This window comes from Telluria sp. LT2P34 (assembly GCF_059685915.1).
The window spans coordinates 1082666-1097649 of sequence record NZ_JCASIN010000001.1; the positions used below are offsets into that span (position 1 = coordinate 1082666).

At 66.3% G+C, this 14984-nt stretch carries 14 protein-coding genes; 6 read left to right on the plus strand and 8 right to left on the minus strand.

Annotated elements, in window-relative coordinates:
- The first annotated feature begins 54 nt into the window (after positions 1-54).
- On the plus strand, positions 55-300 hold the full coding sequence (locus tag AC56KZ_RS04810; RefSeq protein ID WP_497160979.1) for a hypothetical protein: 246 nt from the start codon (positions 55-57) through the stop codon (positions 298-300).
- Between the two features lie 112 nt (positions 301-412).
- Here the strand turns inward: AC56KZ_RS04810 and AC56KZ_RS04815 are convergent, their stop codons facing one another.
- The 4 genes from AC56KZ_RS04815 to AC56KZ_RS04830 all read right to left on the minus strand — a co-directional run bounded on the left by AC56KZ_RS04815 (position 413) and on the right by AC56KZ_RS04830 (position 4647).
- Positions 413-1306, minus strand: coding sequence for a hypothetical protein (locus AC56KZ_RS04815; protein WP_497160980.1), 894 nt, complete (start codon positions 1304-1306; stop codon positions 413-415).
- A gap of 129 nt (positions 1307-1435) precedes the next feature.
- Positions 1436-2695: a choice-of-anchor X domain-containing protein gene (locus AC56KZ_RS04820; protein WP_497160981.1), complete on the minus strand. Its 1260-nt coding sequence runs from the start codon at positions 2693-2695 to the stop codon at positions 1436-1438.
- Positions 2685-3563 (minus strand): hypothetical protein, encoded by an 879-nt coding sequence (locus tag AC56KZ_RS04825; protein ID WP_497160982.1) that lies wholly within the window; start codon positions 3561-3563, stop codon positions 2685-2687. The genes AC56KZ_RS04820 and AC56KZ_RS04825 overlap by 11 nt, the downstream gene beginning before the upstream one ends.
- Positions 3564-3714: 151 nt before the next feature.
- Entirely contained in the window at positions 3715-4647 is a 933-nt protein-coding gene (locus AC56KZ_RS04830; RefSeq protein WP_497160983.1) for a histone deacetylase family protein, read from the minus strand.
- 179 nt (positions 4648-4826) lie between these two features.
- Here AC56KZ_RS04830 and AC56KZ_RS04835 point away from each other — a divergent pair, with 179 nt between their 5' ends.
- The 5 genes from AC56KZ_RS04835 (at position 4827) to AC56KZ_RS04855 (ending at position 10853) form a co-directional block, all read left to right on the plus strand.
- Positions 4827-5747: an AAA family ATPase gene (locus tag AC56KZ_RS04835; protein ID WP_497160984.1), complete on the plus strand. Its 921-nt coding sequence runs from the start codon at positions 4827-4829 to the stop codon at positions 5745-5747.
- Between the two features lie 24 nt (positions 5748-5771).
- Positions 5772-6806, plus strand: a complete 1035-nt coding sequence (locus tag AC56KZ_RS04840) for a DUF58 domain-containing protein (RefSeq protein WP_497160985.1) — start codon at positions 5772-5774, stop codon at positions 6804-6806.
- Positions 6803-8839, plus strand: a complete 2037-nt coding sequence (locus tag AC56KZ_RS04845; RefSeq protein WP_497160986.1) for a transglutaminase TgpA family protein — start codon at positions 6803-6805, stop codon at positions 8837-8839. Before AC56KZ_RS04840 ends, AC56KZ_RS04845 begins: the two co-directional genes overlap by 4 nt.
- Entirely contained in the window at positions 8836-10074 is a 1239-nt protein-coding gene (mltB, locus tag AC56KZ_RS04850) for a lytic murein transglycosylase B (protein ID WP_497160987.1), read from the plus strand. Before AC56KZ_RS04845 ends, mltB begins: the two co-directional genes overlap by 4 nt.
- A gap of 440 nt (positions 10075-10514) precedes the next feature.
- The gene (locus AC56KZ_RS04855) at positions 10515-10853 is read left to right on the plus strand and encodes a hypothetical protein (protein ID WP_379785934.1); all 339 of its coding nucleotides are present in this window, start codon (positions 10515-10517) and stop codon (positions 10851-10853) included.
- 70 nt (positions 10854-10923) lie between these two features.
- On the opposite strand, the gene cysM is transcribed toward AC56KZ_RS04855, so the two are convergent.
- The 4 genes from cysM to rfaE1 form a co-directional block, all read right to left on the minus strand.
- Positions 10924-11826 carry a cysteine synthase CysM gene (gene cysM, locus AC56KZ_RS04860; RefSeq protein WP_497160988.1) on the minus strand — a complete coding sequence of 301 codons (903 nt, stop codon included), beginning with the start codon at positions 11824-11826 and terminating at the stop codon, positions 10924-10926.
- A 76-nt stretch (positions 11827-11902) separates the two neighbouring features.
- Complete coding sequence (locus AC56KZ_RS04865) at positions 11903-13279, minus strand: M28 family peptidase (RefSeq protein WP_497160989.1); 1377 nt, start codon at positions 13277-13279, stop codon at positions 11903-11905.
- 145 nt (positions 13280-13424) lie between these two features.
- Positions 13425-13802, minus strand: coding sequence for a ComEA family DNA-binding protein (locus AC56KZ_RS04870; protein WP_497160990.1), 378 nt, complete (start codon positions 13800-13802; stop codon positions 13425-13427).
- Positions 13803-14006: 204 nt separating this feature from the next.
- Complete coding sequence (rfaE1, locus tag AC56KZ_RS04875) at positions 14007-14984, minus strand: D-glycero-beta-D-manno-heptose-7-phosphate kinase (protein ID WP_497160991.1); 978 nt, start codon at positions 14982-14984, stop codon at positions 14007-14009.

The window sequence follows — 14984 nt, forward strand, 5'->3', positions numbered from 1 at the left end:
GGACGGGCAGGATGACAGCACGGCCGCTCCTGGCCGCAGTCATCGGAGAACGGTATGGAAATCACGCGCAACGTCGAAGTGTGGATCTTTGGGGCCTTCGCGGGGCTCGTTTTCGCCGCCTGCCTGAGCGGGCCATCGGAGCCTGCCGCGCCGGCAGCGAAGGCGCTGGCCGGCACCGGACAGGCACAGCCGCAAGAAGGGACGCAGACGATGCCGCAGCCGATGCATGTGGTGTACGTCACGGGCAAGCGGCTCAGCGTGGCGGAAAAGCGCGCCCTTCGCGGACCTGCGGGGTCCTAGGGTGCGCGGCTTCGCCGCTCACGCGTTCAAATCACGCATGAAACGCGGGCCCGCCTGATCTTGTACGGGTTGAACGCGTGCGCGGGGGACCGCGGGGCCGCCGAGGCCCACCCTAGCGCGCCAGGTTTTCCATATCCCGCCGCACCAGCGAAGTCACCCCGCCCCAGTTTCGGTCCGTATAGTGGCCGTAGTCCTCGCCATCGTCGCGAAACACCACCGAATGGAAGGCCCACTTCGCCCTGCCGCCCTGGTTCGGCCCGGAGCCCGTCCGGAGGTCGTTGCAGAACCAGTCGCCCGGATTGCAGAAGGCGCTGCCGCTGCTGCCCGCCACGCCGCCCGCGCTGTGGTAGGCGACGACCTCGTCGTCCTGCCCGGGCAGTGCGAACGAGTACAGCGTGCCCTTGGCGCCGGCGTACATGTAGAACCAGATGTTGCGCGTCTCGTTGTGGTTGTAGAGCGCGCGCGCGGTGGCGACCTTGTGCTCGTGGGCCAGCGGTTCGCTCGTGGTCCAGGCGCCGATGTCGGCCAGTTCGCTGCCGCCGGCCGAGCCTGCGGCCACCCTCACCCATTTGATGTTCCAGCCCGTCTGCGGGCGCCCGCCGGAGGCCGTGCAGACGCCGGCCGCGTTCGGCCGGGCGTTCGTCACGGGGCGCTCGGAGCCGCCGTAATTGGCCAGCGTGTAGCCCATGATCATGTCGCCGGCGCTGTGCACGGCGACATAGCACCAGTTCTCGCCGGTGCAGAAGCAGTCGAGCGCATTGCGGATCGTGCCGCTCTGTGTCGAGACGCTGCCGCGCCCGTCCCAATTGACCGAGCGTTGATTAATGCCGGCGGGCGTGGCGTTCGGGCCGAAATAGGTGAAATCGTTGTAGTTGCCGATCGCGCCGCCGCCGGTGCGGCCGTTGATCCAGAGGCTGTAGTTGGCGGCGCCGGCCATGCCGGCAAGCATGCCGGACAGGACGAAGCCAAGGACAAGGCTAAGGGCAAGGCGGGCGGCACGTCGCATTTCGTCCTCCGTTTGGTCCGTTACTGACGATTCTGCCTGCATCGCCAGGGCAGCGTCAAACGGAACCCACGGCCGAGTGGCCGGGAGGATACTGAACAACGGCGGGCGCGCACCCACGCAGACGAAGCCTTATTTGACCGGTCCGCAGCCGCTTGCCGGCATTGGTGCGGCCGGATCGAACTTCGCCAGCTCCGCATGCGCCTGCCTGCGGTCCTTCGCGAATTCGTCCAGGTAGCGTTGCCGCTCCTCGCTGGTCCACTCCTCGTCGTTGATCCCTTGCAGCGAGCGCGTGCGGCTGGTCAGCACCGGGCCTTCGAGGCGCGGGATCAGCTCGCGGTCGGGGTCGGTGTTTTCCTTGAGCAGGTAGCCGTCGACGTCGCGCAGGGTCAGCGGCAGCGCCGGCGCGGCGTCATGCATCAGCTTGCCGAAAGCCACCAGCTTGACCTCGGCCGGCCCCGCCCCCAGCACCTCGTTGAAGGTGGCCAGCGCGAAGGGCAGGCCTTTGGCGTCGTCGATGCGGCCGGTAATGACGTAACGGCCGGCCTGGCGCACGTCGAGGCGCAGGATGAACGCGAGCGAACCGTCTTCGAGCGCCTCGCGCGGCGGGCCGGCCCATAGCGCCGGCACCTTCGGCGAATAGATCACGTCGAACACCAGCACGCCGGGTTTGCCGCCGGCCGTGTAGCGCACTTCGGTGCGGATGGTGCCGTGAAAGCCGGCCAAACCCGTCTGGGCGGGGGTCAGCACGGCGGCAAAGGCGCCATCGCCGGCGACCGGATCGGCGCCGGCGCCGTCGTCGGCAAAGCCGAGGGGCACCTGGGTAGTCGAACGGGCGCCGGCCAGCACGATGCCGGCGGCAATTGCGCGCGTCACCACCAGCGGCACTACCGTGCCGTTCGGCTCGACGGCGCGCAGCGAGAACGCGACCGATTCGCCGGCCGCCAGGAAGACGCGCGACTGCGAGGTCTGGAGCAGGATATTCGGGTTGCTGCTGCGATCGGCGCCGCGCATCGGATTGGTTTCCGTGACCGGACGGTTCGGATAAGCCTGGTCGGGATTTTGCGACATCGGCCGCGAACTGGCCGGGTACTTGCTGCCTTCGCGGTAGCTGCAATAGCTGTGATCGGCCAGCTGGAAGATCTCCACCAGCTGCTGGCGCCGGCGCGCGCGTTCGTCGGCCGGCGGCGGACCCGCCTGGCCATTGAGTTGGCCGAAAAACTGCGGTCCCGCGGCCGGGCCGGGCGCACTGGTGGCGGCCGCCGGCGCCGGCGGCGCGTCGCCGTCCAGCGCCAGCCAGGCGATGGCCGCCAGCAGCGCCAGCAACAGCAGCGCCGGCAGCCAGCGGCGCAGGCCGCCGCCCTTGCCTTGCGCTGGACCGCTAGAGGGCACTGTTCACCATGGCACTTCGTACTACCCCGACAATCCCGCCCCAGTTGCTGTTGGCGTAGTGGTTGTAAGCCTCGTTATCGTCGCGGAAACTCACCGAGTGATAACTCCATTTCACCGCTCCGCCCTCGTTGGCGGCCGTTCCCAGCGCCAGGTCGTTGCACAGCCAGTCGCTCGGATTGCACCAGGAGCCGCCCGAACTGCCGGCAACCCCGCCGGTACTGTGGTAGGCCACGGCTTCGTCGTCCTGGCCCGGCAGGATCCCGGAATAGGCCGTGCCCTTGGCGCCGGCATACATGTAGAACCAGACGTTGCGCGTGGTGTTGTGGTTGTACATGGCGCGCGCGGTGGTGGTCTTCAGGTCCTGCACCAGCGGCTCGGAGGTGGTCCAGGAGCCGGCATCGGACAGCTCGGAGCCGCCGGCGGCGCCCGAGGCGGCGCGCACCCATTTGATGTTCCAGCCGGTCTGCGCGGTGCCGTCCGAATTGCCGCAGACGCCGGTGGCGCCGGGGCTCGCGTTCTTCTTCATGCGCGCCGAGCCGCCGTAGCCGGCCATCGTATAGCCCATCATCAGGTCGCCGGCGCTGTGAGTGGCGACATAGCACCAGTTGTTACCGGTGCAGAAACAGTCGAGCGCATCGCGGATCTTGCCGCTTTGCGAGGCGATGCTGCTGCGCCCGTCCCAGTTGACCGATTTCTTGTTGATGCCCGCGGCCGTCGTGGACGGTCCCCAGTAAGTCCAGCTGTTGTAATTGCCGATCGCGCCGCCGCCGGTGCGGCCGTTGATCCACAGCGTGTAATTGGCCGCCGCGGCCAGGCCGGACGCTGCGATCAGGCAGACCGCCACCATCATTTGTAGTGCTCTCTTCACAATCTCCTCCTTCTATGAGTGGACGCATGAACAGTCGCCTCGGCTGCGGGCGGCCTGAATCGACTGTATGCCTGAGGTTGGCACCAGTCAATTGCACGATTGAAAGGATGAGATGGTGTGGTGTAATTGCAAAAACGAAGTGAATTTAATCTTAATCAAGTTCCGCCAACACCTTCAGGTGTGCGACGACGCTGCGGCCCAGCGCCGGCAAGTCGTAGCCGCCCTCGAGGCAGCTGACGATGCGCCCGCCCGCATGGACGCGCGCCACCGCCATGATCGCGCGCGTGATCCAGGCATAGTCCGCTTCGACCAGGGCCATGCCGCCCATGTCGTCGTCGCGGTGGGCGTCGAAGCCCGCCGAAATGAAGATCATCTGCGGACGGTGGGCATGCAGCGCGGGCAGCCAGTATTCTTCCACCACCTGGCGCACGACGGCGCCGCCGCTGCCCGCCGGGACCGGTACGTTCACCTGGGTGGCCGTGATCGGTTCGGGCTTGATGCAGGGGTAGAACGGGTGCTGGAAGAAGCTGGCCATCAGCACGCGCGGGTCGTCGCGGAAGGATTCGGCGGTGCCGTTGCCGTGGTGGACGTCGAAATCGACGATGGCGATGCGCTCCAGGCCATGGCTTTCCAGCGCATGACGGGCTGCGATCGCCACATTATTGAACAGGCAAAAACCCATCGGCTCGTTCGGCCGCGCATGGTGTCCCGGCGGGCGGATCGAGCAGAAGGCGTTGTCGATGTCGCCGGCGAGCACCGCGTCGGTGGCGGCCAGGGCCGCGCCGGCGGCGCGCAGGGCGGCATCGTAACTGGCGTGGCACAGCAGGGTGTCGGCGTCGAGCGGATAGGTGTCGCCTGGCTCGGTCGGCAGGTTGTCGCGCACCAGCGCCAGCGCGCCTTCGGTATGGTTGCGCAGCAGCGCCGGGATCTCGGCCAGCGGCGCCAGGCGGCGCTCGAGCAGCCCGTCGAGCCGGGACAGGATCAGTTGATCGTCGATCGCCTGCAGGCGCGACGGCGACTCCGGATGCCAGTCGCCCATGTCGTGGCGCAGGCAGTCGGGATGGCTGTAGATAGCTGTGCTCATGAAGTGCGCTTGTGGTGCCGCTCATTCAGCTGATAACTCAGCAGTACTACGCGCACGGATTTATCCGTTCTCGCATAGAATCGTCTGGACGGCTTGCCGCAGCGTAGAAAGAAAGTTGCCAATGGCGCTAATCTACCATGTCGCCCAGCGCCCCGCACCACTTGCCATTGGAAGCCACTATGTTCAACAAACTGCATGCCGCCGCCCGCCAGGTCAACCAGGTCGTGGTCGGCAAGGACCAGCAGGTACGCCTGGCCTTTACCTGCCTGCTCGCCGGCGGCCACCTCCTGATCGAAGACGTGCCCGGGGTCGGCAAGACCACGCTGGCGCATGCCCTCGCCCTCTCGCTCGGGCTGAAGTTCAACCGGGTCCAGTTCACCAGCGACCTGCTGCCCGCCGACGTGGCCGGGATCTCGGTCTACGAGCGCGAAAAAAACGGTTTTACCTTCCACCCGGGCCCGATCTTCAGCCAGGTGCTGCTGGCCGACGAAATCAACCGCGCCACCCCGAAAACCCAATCGGGCCTGCTCGAGGCGATGGAAGAGCGCCAGGTCAGCATCGACGGCGTGACGCGTCCCCTGCCCGAGCCCTTCTTCGTGATCGCCACCCAGAATCCGGCGCACCAGGTCGGCACCTTTCCGCTGCCCGAGTCGCAGCTCGACCGCTTCCTGATGTGCCTGTCGCTGGGCTATCCGGACGCCGCCGCCGAACGCGCGCTGCTGATGGGCGAAGACCGGCGCGCGATGCTGCGCGAGCTGCAGCCGGCGATGAGCCCGGCCGAACTGCTCGACGCGCGCGGCGCGCTGCGCGCCATCCACGCATCGAACGCGCTGATCGACTACGTGCAGGCGCTGGCCCAGGCCTCGCGCGGCGGGGCCCTGTTCGCCGAAGGGCTGTCGCCGCGCGCCGCGATCGCGCTGCTGCAGGCCGGGCGCGCCTGGGCCGCGCTCGAGGGGCGCGACCATGTGCTGCCGGAAGATATCCAGGCCGTGCTGGTGCCGGTCTGCGCGCACCGCCTGCGTCCACTGAAGTCGGCGCAAGGCATGGCGCTGGCCAGCCGCGACCTGGTGCTGCAGCTGCAAAAATCGGTGCCGGTGTAAGGGCCGGGTCCGATGCACCAGCCCATGGACCAGCCCCTTGCGCAGGCGCCCGCAACGCCCGGCCGGGTCGGCGACTGGCTGCGCCGCCGCAGCATGGGCTGGCGCCGCTCGGCCGCTCGCGACAAGGGTGAACTCTTCCTCGGCCAGCGCCGCATCTACATCCTGCCGACCGGGCCGGGGCTGGGCTTCGGCGCGCTCTTGCTGGTGCTGCTGGTGGGCTCGATCAACTACAAACTCGGCCTGGGGTTCGCGCTGACCTTCCTGGCCTTGTCGTGCGCGCTGGTCGACATGGTGCTCACCTGGCGCAACCTGGCCCACCTGCGCCTGAAGCCGGTGCGCGCGGCGCCCGTGTTCGCCGGCCAGGAAGCGGCTTTCGAACTGCAACTGGTCAATACCACGGCGCGCGCGCGGTATGCCGTGTCGATCGATATCGCCACCAGCGCCGATGGCAGGAATGCGCACCATGTGGTCGACGTCGCCGCCCTCGGCAGCAGCACGGTGCGCCTGGCCATGCCCACGGAAAGCCGGGGCTGGTTCGAAGCGCCACGCCTGACGCTTTCCACCCGCTTTCCGCTCGGGCTGTTTCGCGCCTGGAGCTACTGGCGCCCGGATTTGCAGGCGCTGGTCTACCCGTTTCCCGAAGAAGGCGTGCCGCCGCTGCCGCAGGATGCGGGCGCCCCCGGCCGCCTGGACGGCGTGGGCCGCGCCGGCGAAGACGATTTTGCCGGGGTCCGTCCCTACCGCGCGGGCGATCCGCTGCGCCGCCTGGCCTGGCGCCAGATCGCGCGGCTCGACCCGCTGGACGGCGGCCAGCTCGCCACCAAGCATTTCGAGGGCGGCGCGCACGACCAGCTGACGCTCGACCTGGCCAGCCTGGCGCCCCACCTCGACCTCGAACTGCGCCTCTCGCGCATGACGCGCTGGGTGCTGGACGCCGAAGCGCGCGCCCTGCCGTATGCCTTCCGGGCCGGCGACGACGCCTATGACGCGGCCAGCGGCGCGGCCCACGCCGCGGCCTGCCTGCGCGCGCTCGCCCTGTACGGCCGAGGGGCGCGATGAAGGCGCTGCTGGCGCGCTTTGCCGCCATGCCGCCGCTGTCGCGCGACAAGGCCGACACCCTGCTGCTGCTCGCCAGCGCCCTGCTGGTGCTGGCGCCGCACACCGCGCACCTGCCGCTGTGGGTGTCGGCGCTGTGCCTGCTGACCTTGCTGTGGCGCGCCACCATCACGCTGCAGGGCAAGCGCATGCCCTCCTCGATACTGCTGCTGCCGCTGGCGGGCCTGGCCATGGTGGGCGTCGCGCATAGCTACCAGACGGTGCTCGGGCGCGACCCCGGCGTGGCGATGCTGGTGCTGCTGGTGGCCTTCAAGATGCTGGAAATGCATGCGCGGCGCGACCTGTTCGTGGTCGTGTTCCTGTGCTTCTTCCTGGTGCTCACCAACTTCTTCTACGAACAGGGCATCGGCACCGCGCTGTTGATGGCCCTGTCGGTCCTGGCCCTGCTGACCGCCCAGATGAGTTTCCAGTTCAGCGGCGCGGTGCCGCCGCTGGGCCGGCGTTTCCTGATGAGCGCCCGCATCCTCGGCCTGGCCGTGCCGCTGGCCGCAAGCCTGTTTTTCCTGTTCCCGCGCATCGAAGGGCCGCTCTGGGGCATGCCGGGCGACGCCGTCAGCGCGCGCTCGGGGCTGTCCGAGACGATGGCGCCGGGCACCATGGCGAATCTGGCGCAGTCCGGCGAGCCGGCCTTCCGCGTCCGTTTCGACGGCGCTCCGCCGCCGCAGGAGCAGCTGTACTGGCGCGGCCCGGTGCTGGCCGATTACGACGGCCGCACCTGGACCCGCGTCCGGCCTTCCACCCCTTCGGCGCCGGGGCCTTCCCAGCTGGCGCTGTCGGTTGGCGGCAAGCCGGTCGGCTATGAAGTGACGCTCGAACCCATGCCCAGCCAGAGCCGCTGGCTGTTCGCGCTCGAGATGCCGCGGCACCTGCCTGCGCTGGACGGCAACCTGGCGCAGTTCTCCCGCGAAGCCGAGCTCACCAGCGCCTTCCCGGTCGCGGCGCGCCTGCGCTACCGGATGGAATCCTTCGTCGATTACCGCCTGCAAGCGGCCAGCCTGCCGGACGAGGCCAACCAATGGCTGCAATTACCGGGCAACAGCAATCCGCGCGCACTGATGGCCGGGCTGGCGCTGCGCGCCGAACCCGACCCGCGCGCGCGCGTCGTGGCTGTCCTTGCCAGTTTTCGGCGTGAACCCTATGTGTATACGCTCAACCCGCCGCTGCTGGGACGGCACGCCGTCGACGACTTCCTGTACGGCAGCCGCGCCGGGTTCTGCGAGCATTTCGCAGGCAGCTTCGTATTCCTGATGCGCGCGGCCGGGGTGCCGGCGCGGGTGGTCACCGGCTACCAGGGGGGCGAGCTCAATCCCATCGACGGCTACGTCACCGTGCGCCAGTCCGACGCCCATGCCTGGGCCGAAGTCTGGCTGGCACGGCGCGGCTGGGTGCGGGTCGATCCGACCGCGGCCGTGGCCCCGGAACGCGTGCGGCGCAGCCTGAACGAGGCCATCCCGCCGCCGGCGCCCTTCGGCTTCGAGGGCCTGGGCCGCCTGATGCGCTTCGACGCCGACAGCTATCCATGGCTGGCGCAGATGCGCTACGCCTTCAGCGCCATGAACAATGGCTGGAACCAGTGGGTGCTGAACTATTCACCGGAGCGCCAGCGCGGACTGGTCGAGCGCGTGCAGGCCTCCATGCTGGACTGGCGCACGCCGCTCGCTCTGGCCATCCTGGCAAGTGTGTTGTTGCTCCTGAGAACTTTGCGGCGGCGCAGGGAAATCGATCCGATCGATGCGTTATACTCGGCCCTGTGCGCGCGCCTGGCCCGAATGGGCCTGCCGCGCGCGGCGGACCAGAGCCCGTCCGCGTATGCCGCCGATGTCGCGGCAGCCGCACAGGCGGGCCGGCTGGCGCCACAGCTTGCCGCGGCCGCCGTCGAATTCCTGGCCACCTACGGCGCCTGGCGTTATGCGCCGCGCAGCAGCCACGAGCATCCCGCCCCGACCCTGAAGCGCCTACTTTCGCAAGTCAGATGACATTTTCCGCACCACTTCTTGCACCACTTCTCGCCGCATTCCTGCTTGCAGCAACACCGGTCCTCGATGCCAACGCGGCCGCCAGGAACCAGCCTGAGAAAACCCGCGCCGCCAGCAAGGCCAAGGCCAAGGCAGCCAAGAAAATCCAGGCCAAGCCTGCCAGGAGCACGCCAGTGAAGTTCGCCCCCATCGTCAAGACAGTGCTTGTCCCTGCCGTCGCCGCCGTGGGCGCGATCGGCGCCATCGGCGCCATCGACTACGCGGGCGAGACGGTGAATTTCGGCGAATGGCAGGCCGTGCGCGACTTCATCGACGAGATGGTCGCCAAGCATGGCCTCGATCGCACCGAACTGGAAAACGTGATGCGCCAGGCACGCTTCGTCGAGTCCGCGGTGCAACTGGTGAAACCCGCACCGCCGGGCAAGCCGAAGAATTGGCAGGCGTATAGTTCGCGCTTCATCGAGCCGATCCGGGTCGCTGCCGGCGTGCGCTTCTGGAACGAGAACGCAGCCGCCCTGGCCCGCGCCGAAGCCACCTATGGCGTGCCGGCCGAGATCATCGCCGGCATCATCGGCGTGGAAACCGTTTACGGCCGCGACACCGGGCGCTTCCGCGTCATCGACACCCTGAGCACCCTGGCGTTTGCTTATCCGGAAGCGCCGAACCAGGCTGCGCGCAGCGTGTTTTTCCGCAGCGAGCTCGAGCAGGCCCTGCTGCTGGCGCGCAGCGAAAAGATCGACCCGTTCACGCTGCTCGGCTCGTTTGCCGGCGCCGTCGGCCTGCCGCAATTCATGCCCGGCAATATCCTGAAATATGGCGTCGACTTCGACGGCGATGGCCAGGTCGACCTGCGCAGCTCCACGAGCGACGCCATCGGCAGCGTCGCCAACTTCCTGGTCAATCACGGCTGGACACCGCGCGACACCGGTCCCGCCGCGATCCGCGCCACTGTGGCGCCGCACCTGGCCTGGGAAGCTCTGCTCGGACGCGGCCTGGCCGCGACCCTGAGCCCGGCCGAGCTGCAAGCGGCTGGCGTGAGCGCCGCCTCGCCGCTCGACCCAGCCCGCCTGTACGGCCTGGTCGACCTGCAAAACGGTGCGGAGCCGACGGAATACTGGGTCGCCACCGACAATTTCTTTGCGATTACAAAATATAACCGCAGTTATTTCTACGCGATGTCGGTCATCGATCTCGGCCGCGCCGTCCGTGCCGCGCGCCTGCTACAGGGCTTGTAGAGCAGGAAACTTGTAACAGCATGTAAGCACCGCAGGCAGTCTCTTCCGCATTGCAATACGCTCAACACCGGGTACTCCCCCGGTGTATCGCATCCAGCCTGGTTTTCTGTACTCCATGGAAACATTCACCGGCTCGGCATACTCCCCTTGATCTTATCAATCAGGCATATCACTTTGAAACGTGCGTCGCGCAACACGTGTTTCCTCTACACTTCAATTTAACGAAAAAACAATTATTTTTTCAGTGAGTTTGTGAGAGAATTGCAATGCGGCTATTGTTGCGATTAGACAACAGAGCCTTGGCTTCGCACCGAAATTTATTGCTCATAAGTACCACTGCCGGAATTAGTTGTACAATTGAGTAGATTTTATCGTAATTACTTCCGGAATCGAAACGCCGCTAGCGACTTTCCGTAACCCACATAGGAATTTTTGAGATCATGACAAACCAAGTCGGCATTGATATGAACAGCGATGCGGAGTCGGATGAACTGTTGCAATACAACCCGAACCGTCTGCTGGATACCCTGATCGAGAACCTGCGCCTGAAGAACGACGCAGCACTGTCGCGTGCACTCGAAGTAGCACCGCCGGTCATCTCGAAGATCCGCCACCATCGCTTGCCGGTTGGCGCATCGCTCCTGATCCGCATGCATGAAGTGAGCGACCTGTCGATTCGCGACCTGCGTTATCTGATGGGCGACCGCCGCAACAAGTTCCGCATCAGCGACAAGCAGTTCAAGCCAAAAGAAGGCGCCTCGCCTTCCGCCGGCGAGTAATTGCGATTAGCAGGATCAAAAAAAAAACGGGGCTTGCCCCGTTTTTTATTGCCTGCTTTTTTGCTGATCGTCAGGCAGGAAACACGCCAGTCGACAGGTAGCGGTCGCCACGGTCGCAGACGATGAACACGATCGTGGCGTTTTCCATCGTCTGCGATATCCGCAGCGCCACTTCGCATGCACCGGCAGCCGAAATCCCGCAGAAGATGCCCTCTTCCGCCGCCATCCGGCGCGCCATGTGCTCGGCCGCCGCCTGGCTGACATTTTCCACCTGGTCCACGCGCGCCTTGTCGTAGATCTTCGGCAGGTAAGCCTGCGGCCACTTGCGGATACCCGGAATCGACGAGCCTTCCTCGGGCTGGGCGCCGATGATACGCACCGCCTCGTTCTGTTCCTTCAGGTAACGCGACACGCCCATGATGGTGCCGGTGGTGCCCATGGCGCTGACGAAATGGGTCACGCGTCCCTCCGTGTCGCGCCAGATTTCCGGGCCCGTGCTTTCATAATGGGCGCGCGGATTGTCCTGGTTGGCGAACTGGTCGAGGATGATGCCCTTGCCTTCCTTTTGCATCTGCTCGGCCATGTCGCGGGCGTATTCCATGCCGCCCGTCTTGGGCGTGAGCACGATCTGGGCGCCATACGCCGCCATGCTCTGGCGCCGTTCGATCGACAGGTTGTCGGGCATCAGCAGCAGCATCTTGTAGCCGCGAATGGCGGCGGCCATGGCCAGGGCGATGCCAGTGTTGCCCGAGGTCGCCTCGATGATGGTGTCGCCCGGCTTGATCTGGCCGCGCTCTTCGGCGTGCACCAGCATCGACATTGCGGCGCGGTCCTTGACGGAGCCGGCCGGATTGTTGCCTTCGAGCTTGCCGAGGATGATGTTATTGCGGGCAGCCGCATCCGCGCCGGGCAGGCGCACCAGCTGCACCAGCGGGGTATTGCCAATCGTATCTTCGATGGTCTTGTAGGCCATGATTGCTCTCTTGCAGATCTTTAATCCGCCATTTTAATCGGAGAAGCAAGAGAGCGTATGACGACGGGGCTGGCGATCAGCGCAGCGGCAGCGGGTAACTCGCCACGCTCACGTTGCCATCCTTGTCCAGCGCCTGTACACCGAAGAAGTAATTGTCCTTCGACAGCTTGATGGTGGCTTCGTTGACGTTGCCGACCATCCTGGAACCCTGCCAGTTGGCGGCGGTCGTCTCGCGCCAGACGACGCGGTACCCGGCGACGTCCGGTTCGCCATTCGCCTGCCACACCAGGGTGGTGTCGTTGGTCAGCTTGTCGGTACGCACCTTGACCGCCTGCGGCGCCGCCGGCGCCAGGGCCAGCGAGGACAAGGTGGCCGCATTTACCTTGGTGACTTTGGCGATGTAGTCGACGTCGACGAACTCCATCAGGTCGCCATACACCTTGCCGTCTTCGGTGCGCAGGTTCTGGTGCTGGTGCGCGAAGTCCTCGTTCGGCTCGGAGAAGCGCAGCGCGGCATAGCCCTGCTCCAGGAAAGGCATGTGGTCGCCGCCGCGCAGGTAGCGGTCATGGCGGTTGATGATGTTGACCTTGAAGCCCTTCACATAGCGCTCGCCCAGCTCCTTGGTATGGCGTGCGAGCTGGCGCGAGATCGAATCGTTCTCGCCGCCGGTGGCCAGCAGAGTGCGCACGGCGTCGCTCATTTCCTTGGTGGCCGGCACGCTTTGCGCGAACAGGCGCACCTGCTTGTTGTCGATGCGGCCGTCGTCGGCGCGCGAGCTGCCGATGATGTCGTTGGTGAACATGCCGGCGACGTTCAGGTTTTTCGCGCGTGCCTGCTTGGCCCAGTGGCCGGCGCCCAGCAAGCCCTGCTCTTCGGCGGCAACGGCCATGAAGACGAGGGTGGCGTCGAATTTGTACTTGGCCATCACGCAGGCCATTTCCATGACGGCGGCGGTGCCCGAGGCGTCGTCGTTTGCGCCCGGCGCTGCGCCGTTCGCGTCCATCACGTCGGTATTCCGGGAATCATAGTGGCCGCTGACGACGTACAGGCGCTCTTTCGACGCCTCCTGGGTGCCCGGCAGCGTGGCGACCACGTTGACGATTTCGGTCGGGCGCGAGATGCGCGCCGATACCGGGGAAATATGGCTGTCGAAGGCAACTTGCAGGGCGGTGCCGGCGCCGCAGCGCTCGAGCTCGGCCTTGATCCAGCGGCGCGCGGCGCCGATGCCGCGGGTCTCCGATACGGTGTCGGACATCGTGTGGCGCGTCTCGAAGCTGACCAGCTTGCGGATGTAGCCGTCGATGCGCTTGGACGAAATTTCGGCGACGATCTTGTCGATCTGGGGCTGGCGGCGGGATACGTCCGGGCTTGCGGGTGCGGCGTAGGTCGTGGTGGCGAACAATGCGGTAATAAGACCACCGGCGAGGCTGGCGGTGAGGCGGAGTTTCGGCATGAGAATCCCTGGAATCGTTGCGCTTCAATCAAGCAGCATATCTTCTCATGCATACCCCGTCGCCTGCAGTATTTACATGCAAAAAATCCTTGTCGACGGCGGCCGGCACGCCCTTCGGGTGCCGGCCGGTCTTGCCTGCTGCAGCTTACATCGTGGTCTTGTCCTCGGCCGGCTTGGCCTTGGCTTCCTTGGCGACCGGCAGCACCTTGGCCGGCTTGCTCGCGGTGGCTCCCGCGTTCGCGACGGCCGCGCCTTCCTTGCCCTTGCCGTTCACCTGCAGGCCGGCTTCGGACAGCTTGGCCGCCTTCTTGTCGCCGACGCCCTTGACGCGTTTCTGGAAATCGGCCCAGTCCTTGAACTCGCCCTTGGCGCGCTCGTCCAGGATCGCTTTCGACATGCTGGGGCCGACGCCCTTCACGCCATCGAGCGCGGCTGCGTCAGCCTTGTTGATGTCGACCTGGGCAAAGGCAAAGCCGGTCGAGGCGACCAGCATGGCAACGGCAAGCATCAGTTTCTTGATCATCGAATCTCTCCATGTGCGGGAAATGGACGGCGGATGCCGGCCACCAGCGCTTAACGCTTCATGGAGGAGCTTGTTGACCTTGCACGTTTGAGCCTGGTCAACGTAGGGTGGGCGGGTCTCCCGCTCACGCGTTCAAACCACGTTTAAATACATGCGTGGATGATCTTGCGCTTGTTGAACGCGTGAGCGGCGTAGCCGCCCACCCTACCCTGCGAACAATTCCTCGCGGGTGACGGTGGCTGTCCCCAGCTTGCCCACCACGATGCCCCCCGCCCGGTTCGCCGTCGCCAGCGCCACGTCGAGCGGTGCGCCGGCGCCGAGCATGGCGGCCATGGTGGCAATCACGGTGTCGCCCGCGCCCGAGACGTCGTAGACCTCGCGCGCGTCGGCGTGCACGTGCAGGGTTTCGCCTGCGGTGTACAGGCTCATGCCCTCTTCCGATCGCGTCAGCAGCAGCGCTTCCAGGCCAAGTTCGATGCGCAGCGCCTGCGCTTTGGCGGTCAGCTGTTCTTCGCTCTTCCAGTTGCCGACCACGCGCCGCAGTTCGGATTTGTTGGGCGTGAGGATGCTGGCGCCCGCGTAAGGCGAGAAATCGTCGCCCTTCGGATCGACCATCACGATCTTGCCGGCTGCGCGGGCGGCGCCGATCATTTCGGCGACGTTGACCAGGCTGCCCTTGTTGTAGTCCGAGAAGATCAGCACGTCGTAGTCCGAGAGCAAGGCGCGGAACTGGGTCAGCTTGTCGCGCAGCACCGCGTCGGTGGGCGCGTCCTCGAAGTCGATGCGCACCATTTGCTGCTGGCGGCCGATGACGCGCAGCTTGATGATGGTGGAGATCGCCTCGTCGCGCTTGAGGTAGCTGTGGATGCTGGAGTCGCGCAGCAGGGCTTCGACCGAGGCGCCGGCCTCATCGGCCCCGACAACGCCCAGCAGGCCGCTGTGGGCGCCCAGCGCGGCGGCGTTGCGGGCAACGTTGGCGGCGCCGCCGAGGCGCTCCTCGCGCCGCTCGATGCGCACCACCGGCACCGGCGCCTCGGGTGAAATGCGCGAGACCTCGCCGAACCAGTAGCGGTCGAGCATGACGTCGCCGACCACCAGCATGCGTACGTTGTCGAGCCGCGGGGCGGCGGTATGGAGGTAGTCCGCGTTCGAGAGCAGGCGGTTGGGGGTAGATGTGTTCAT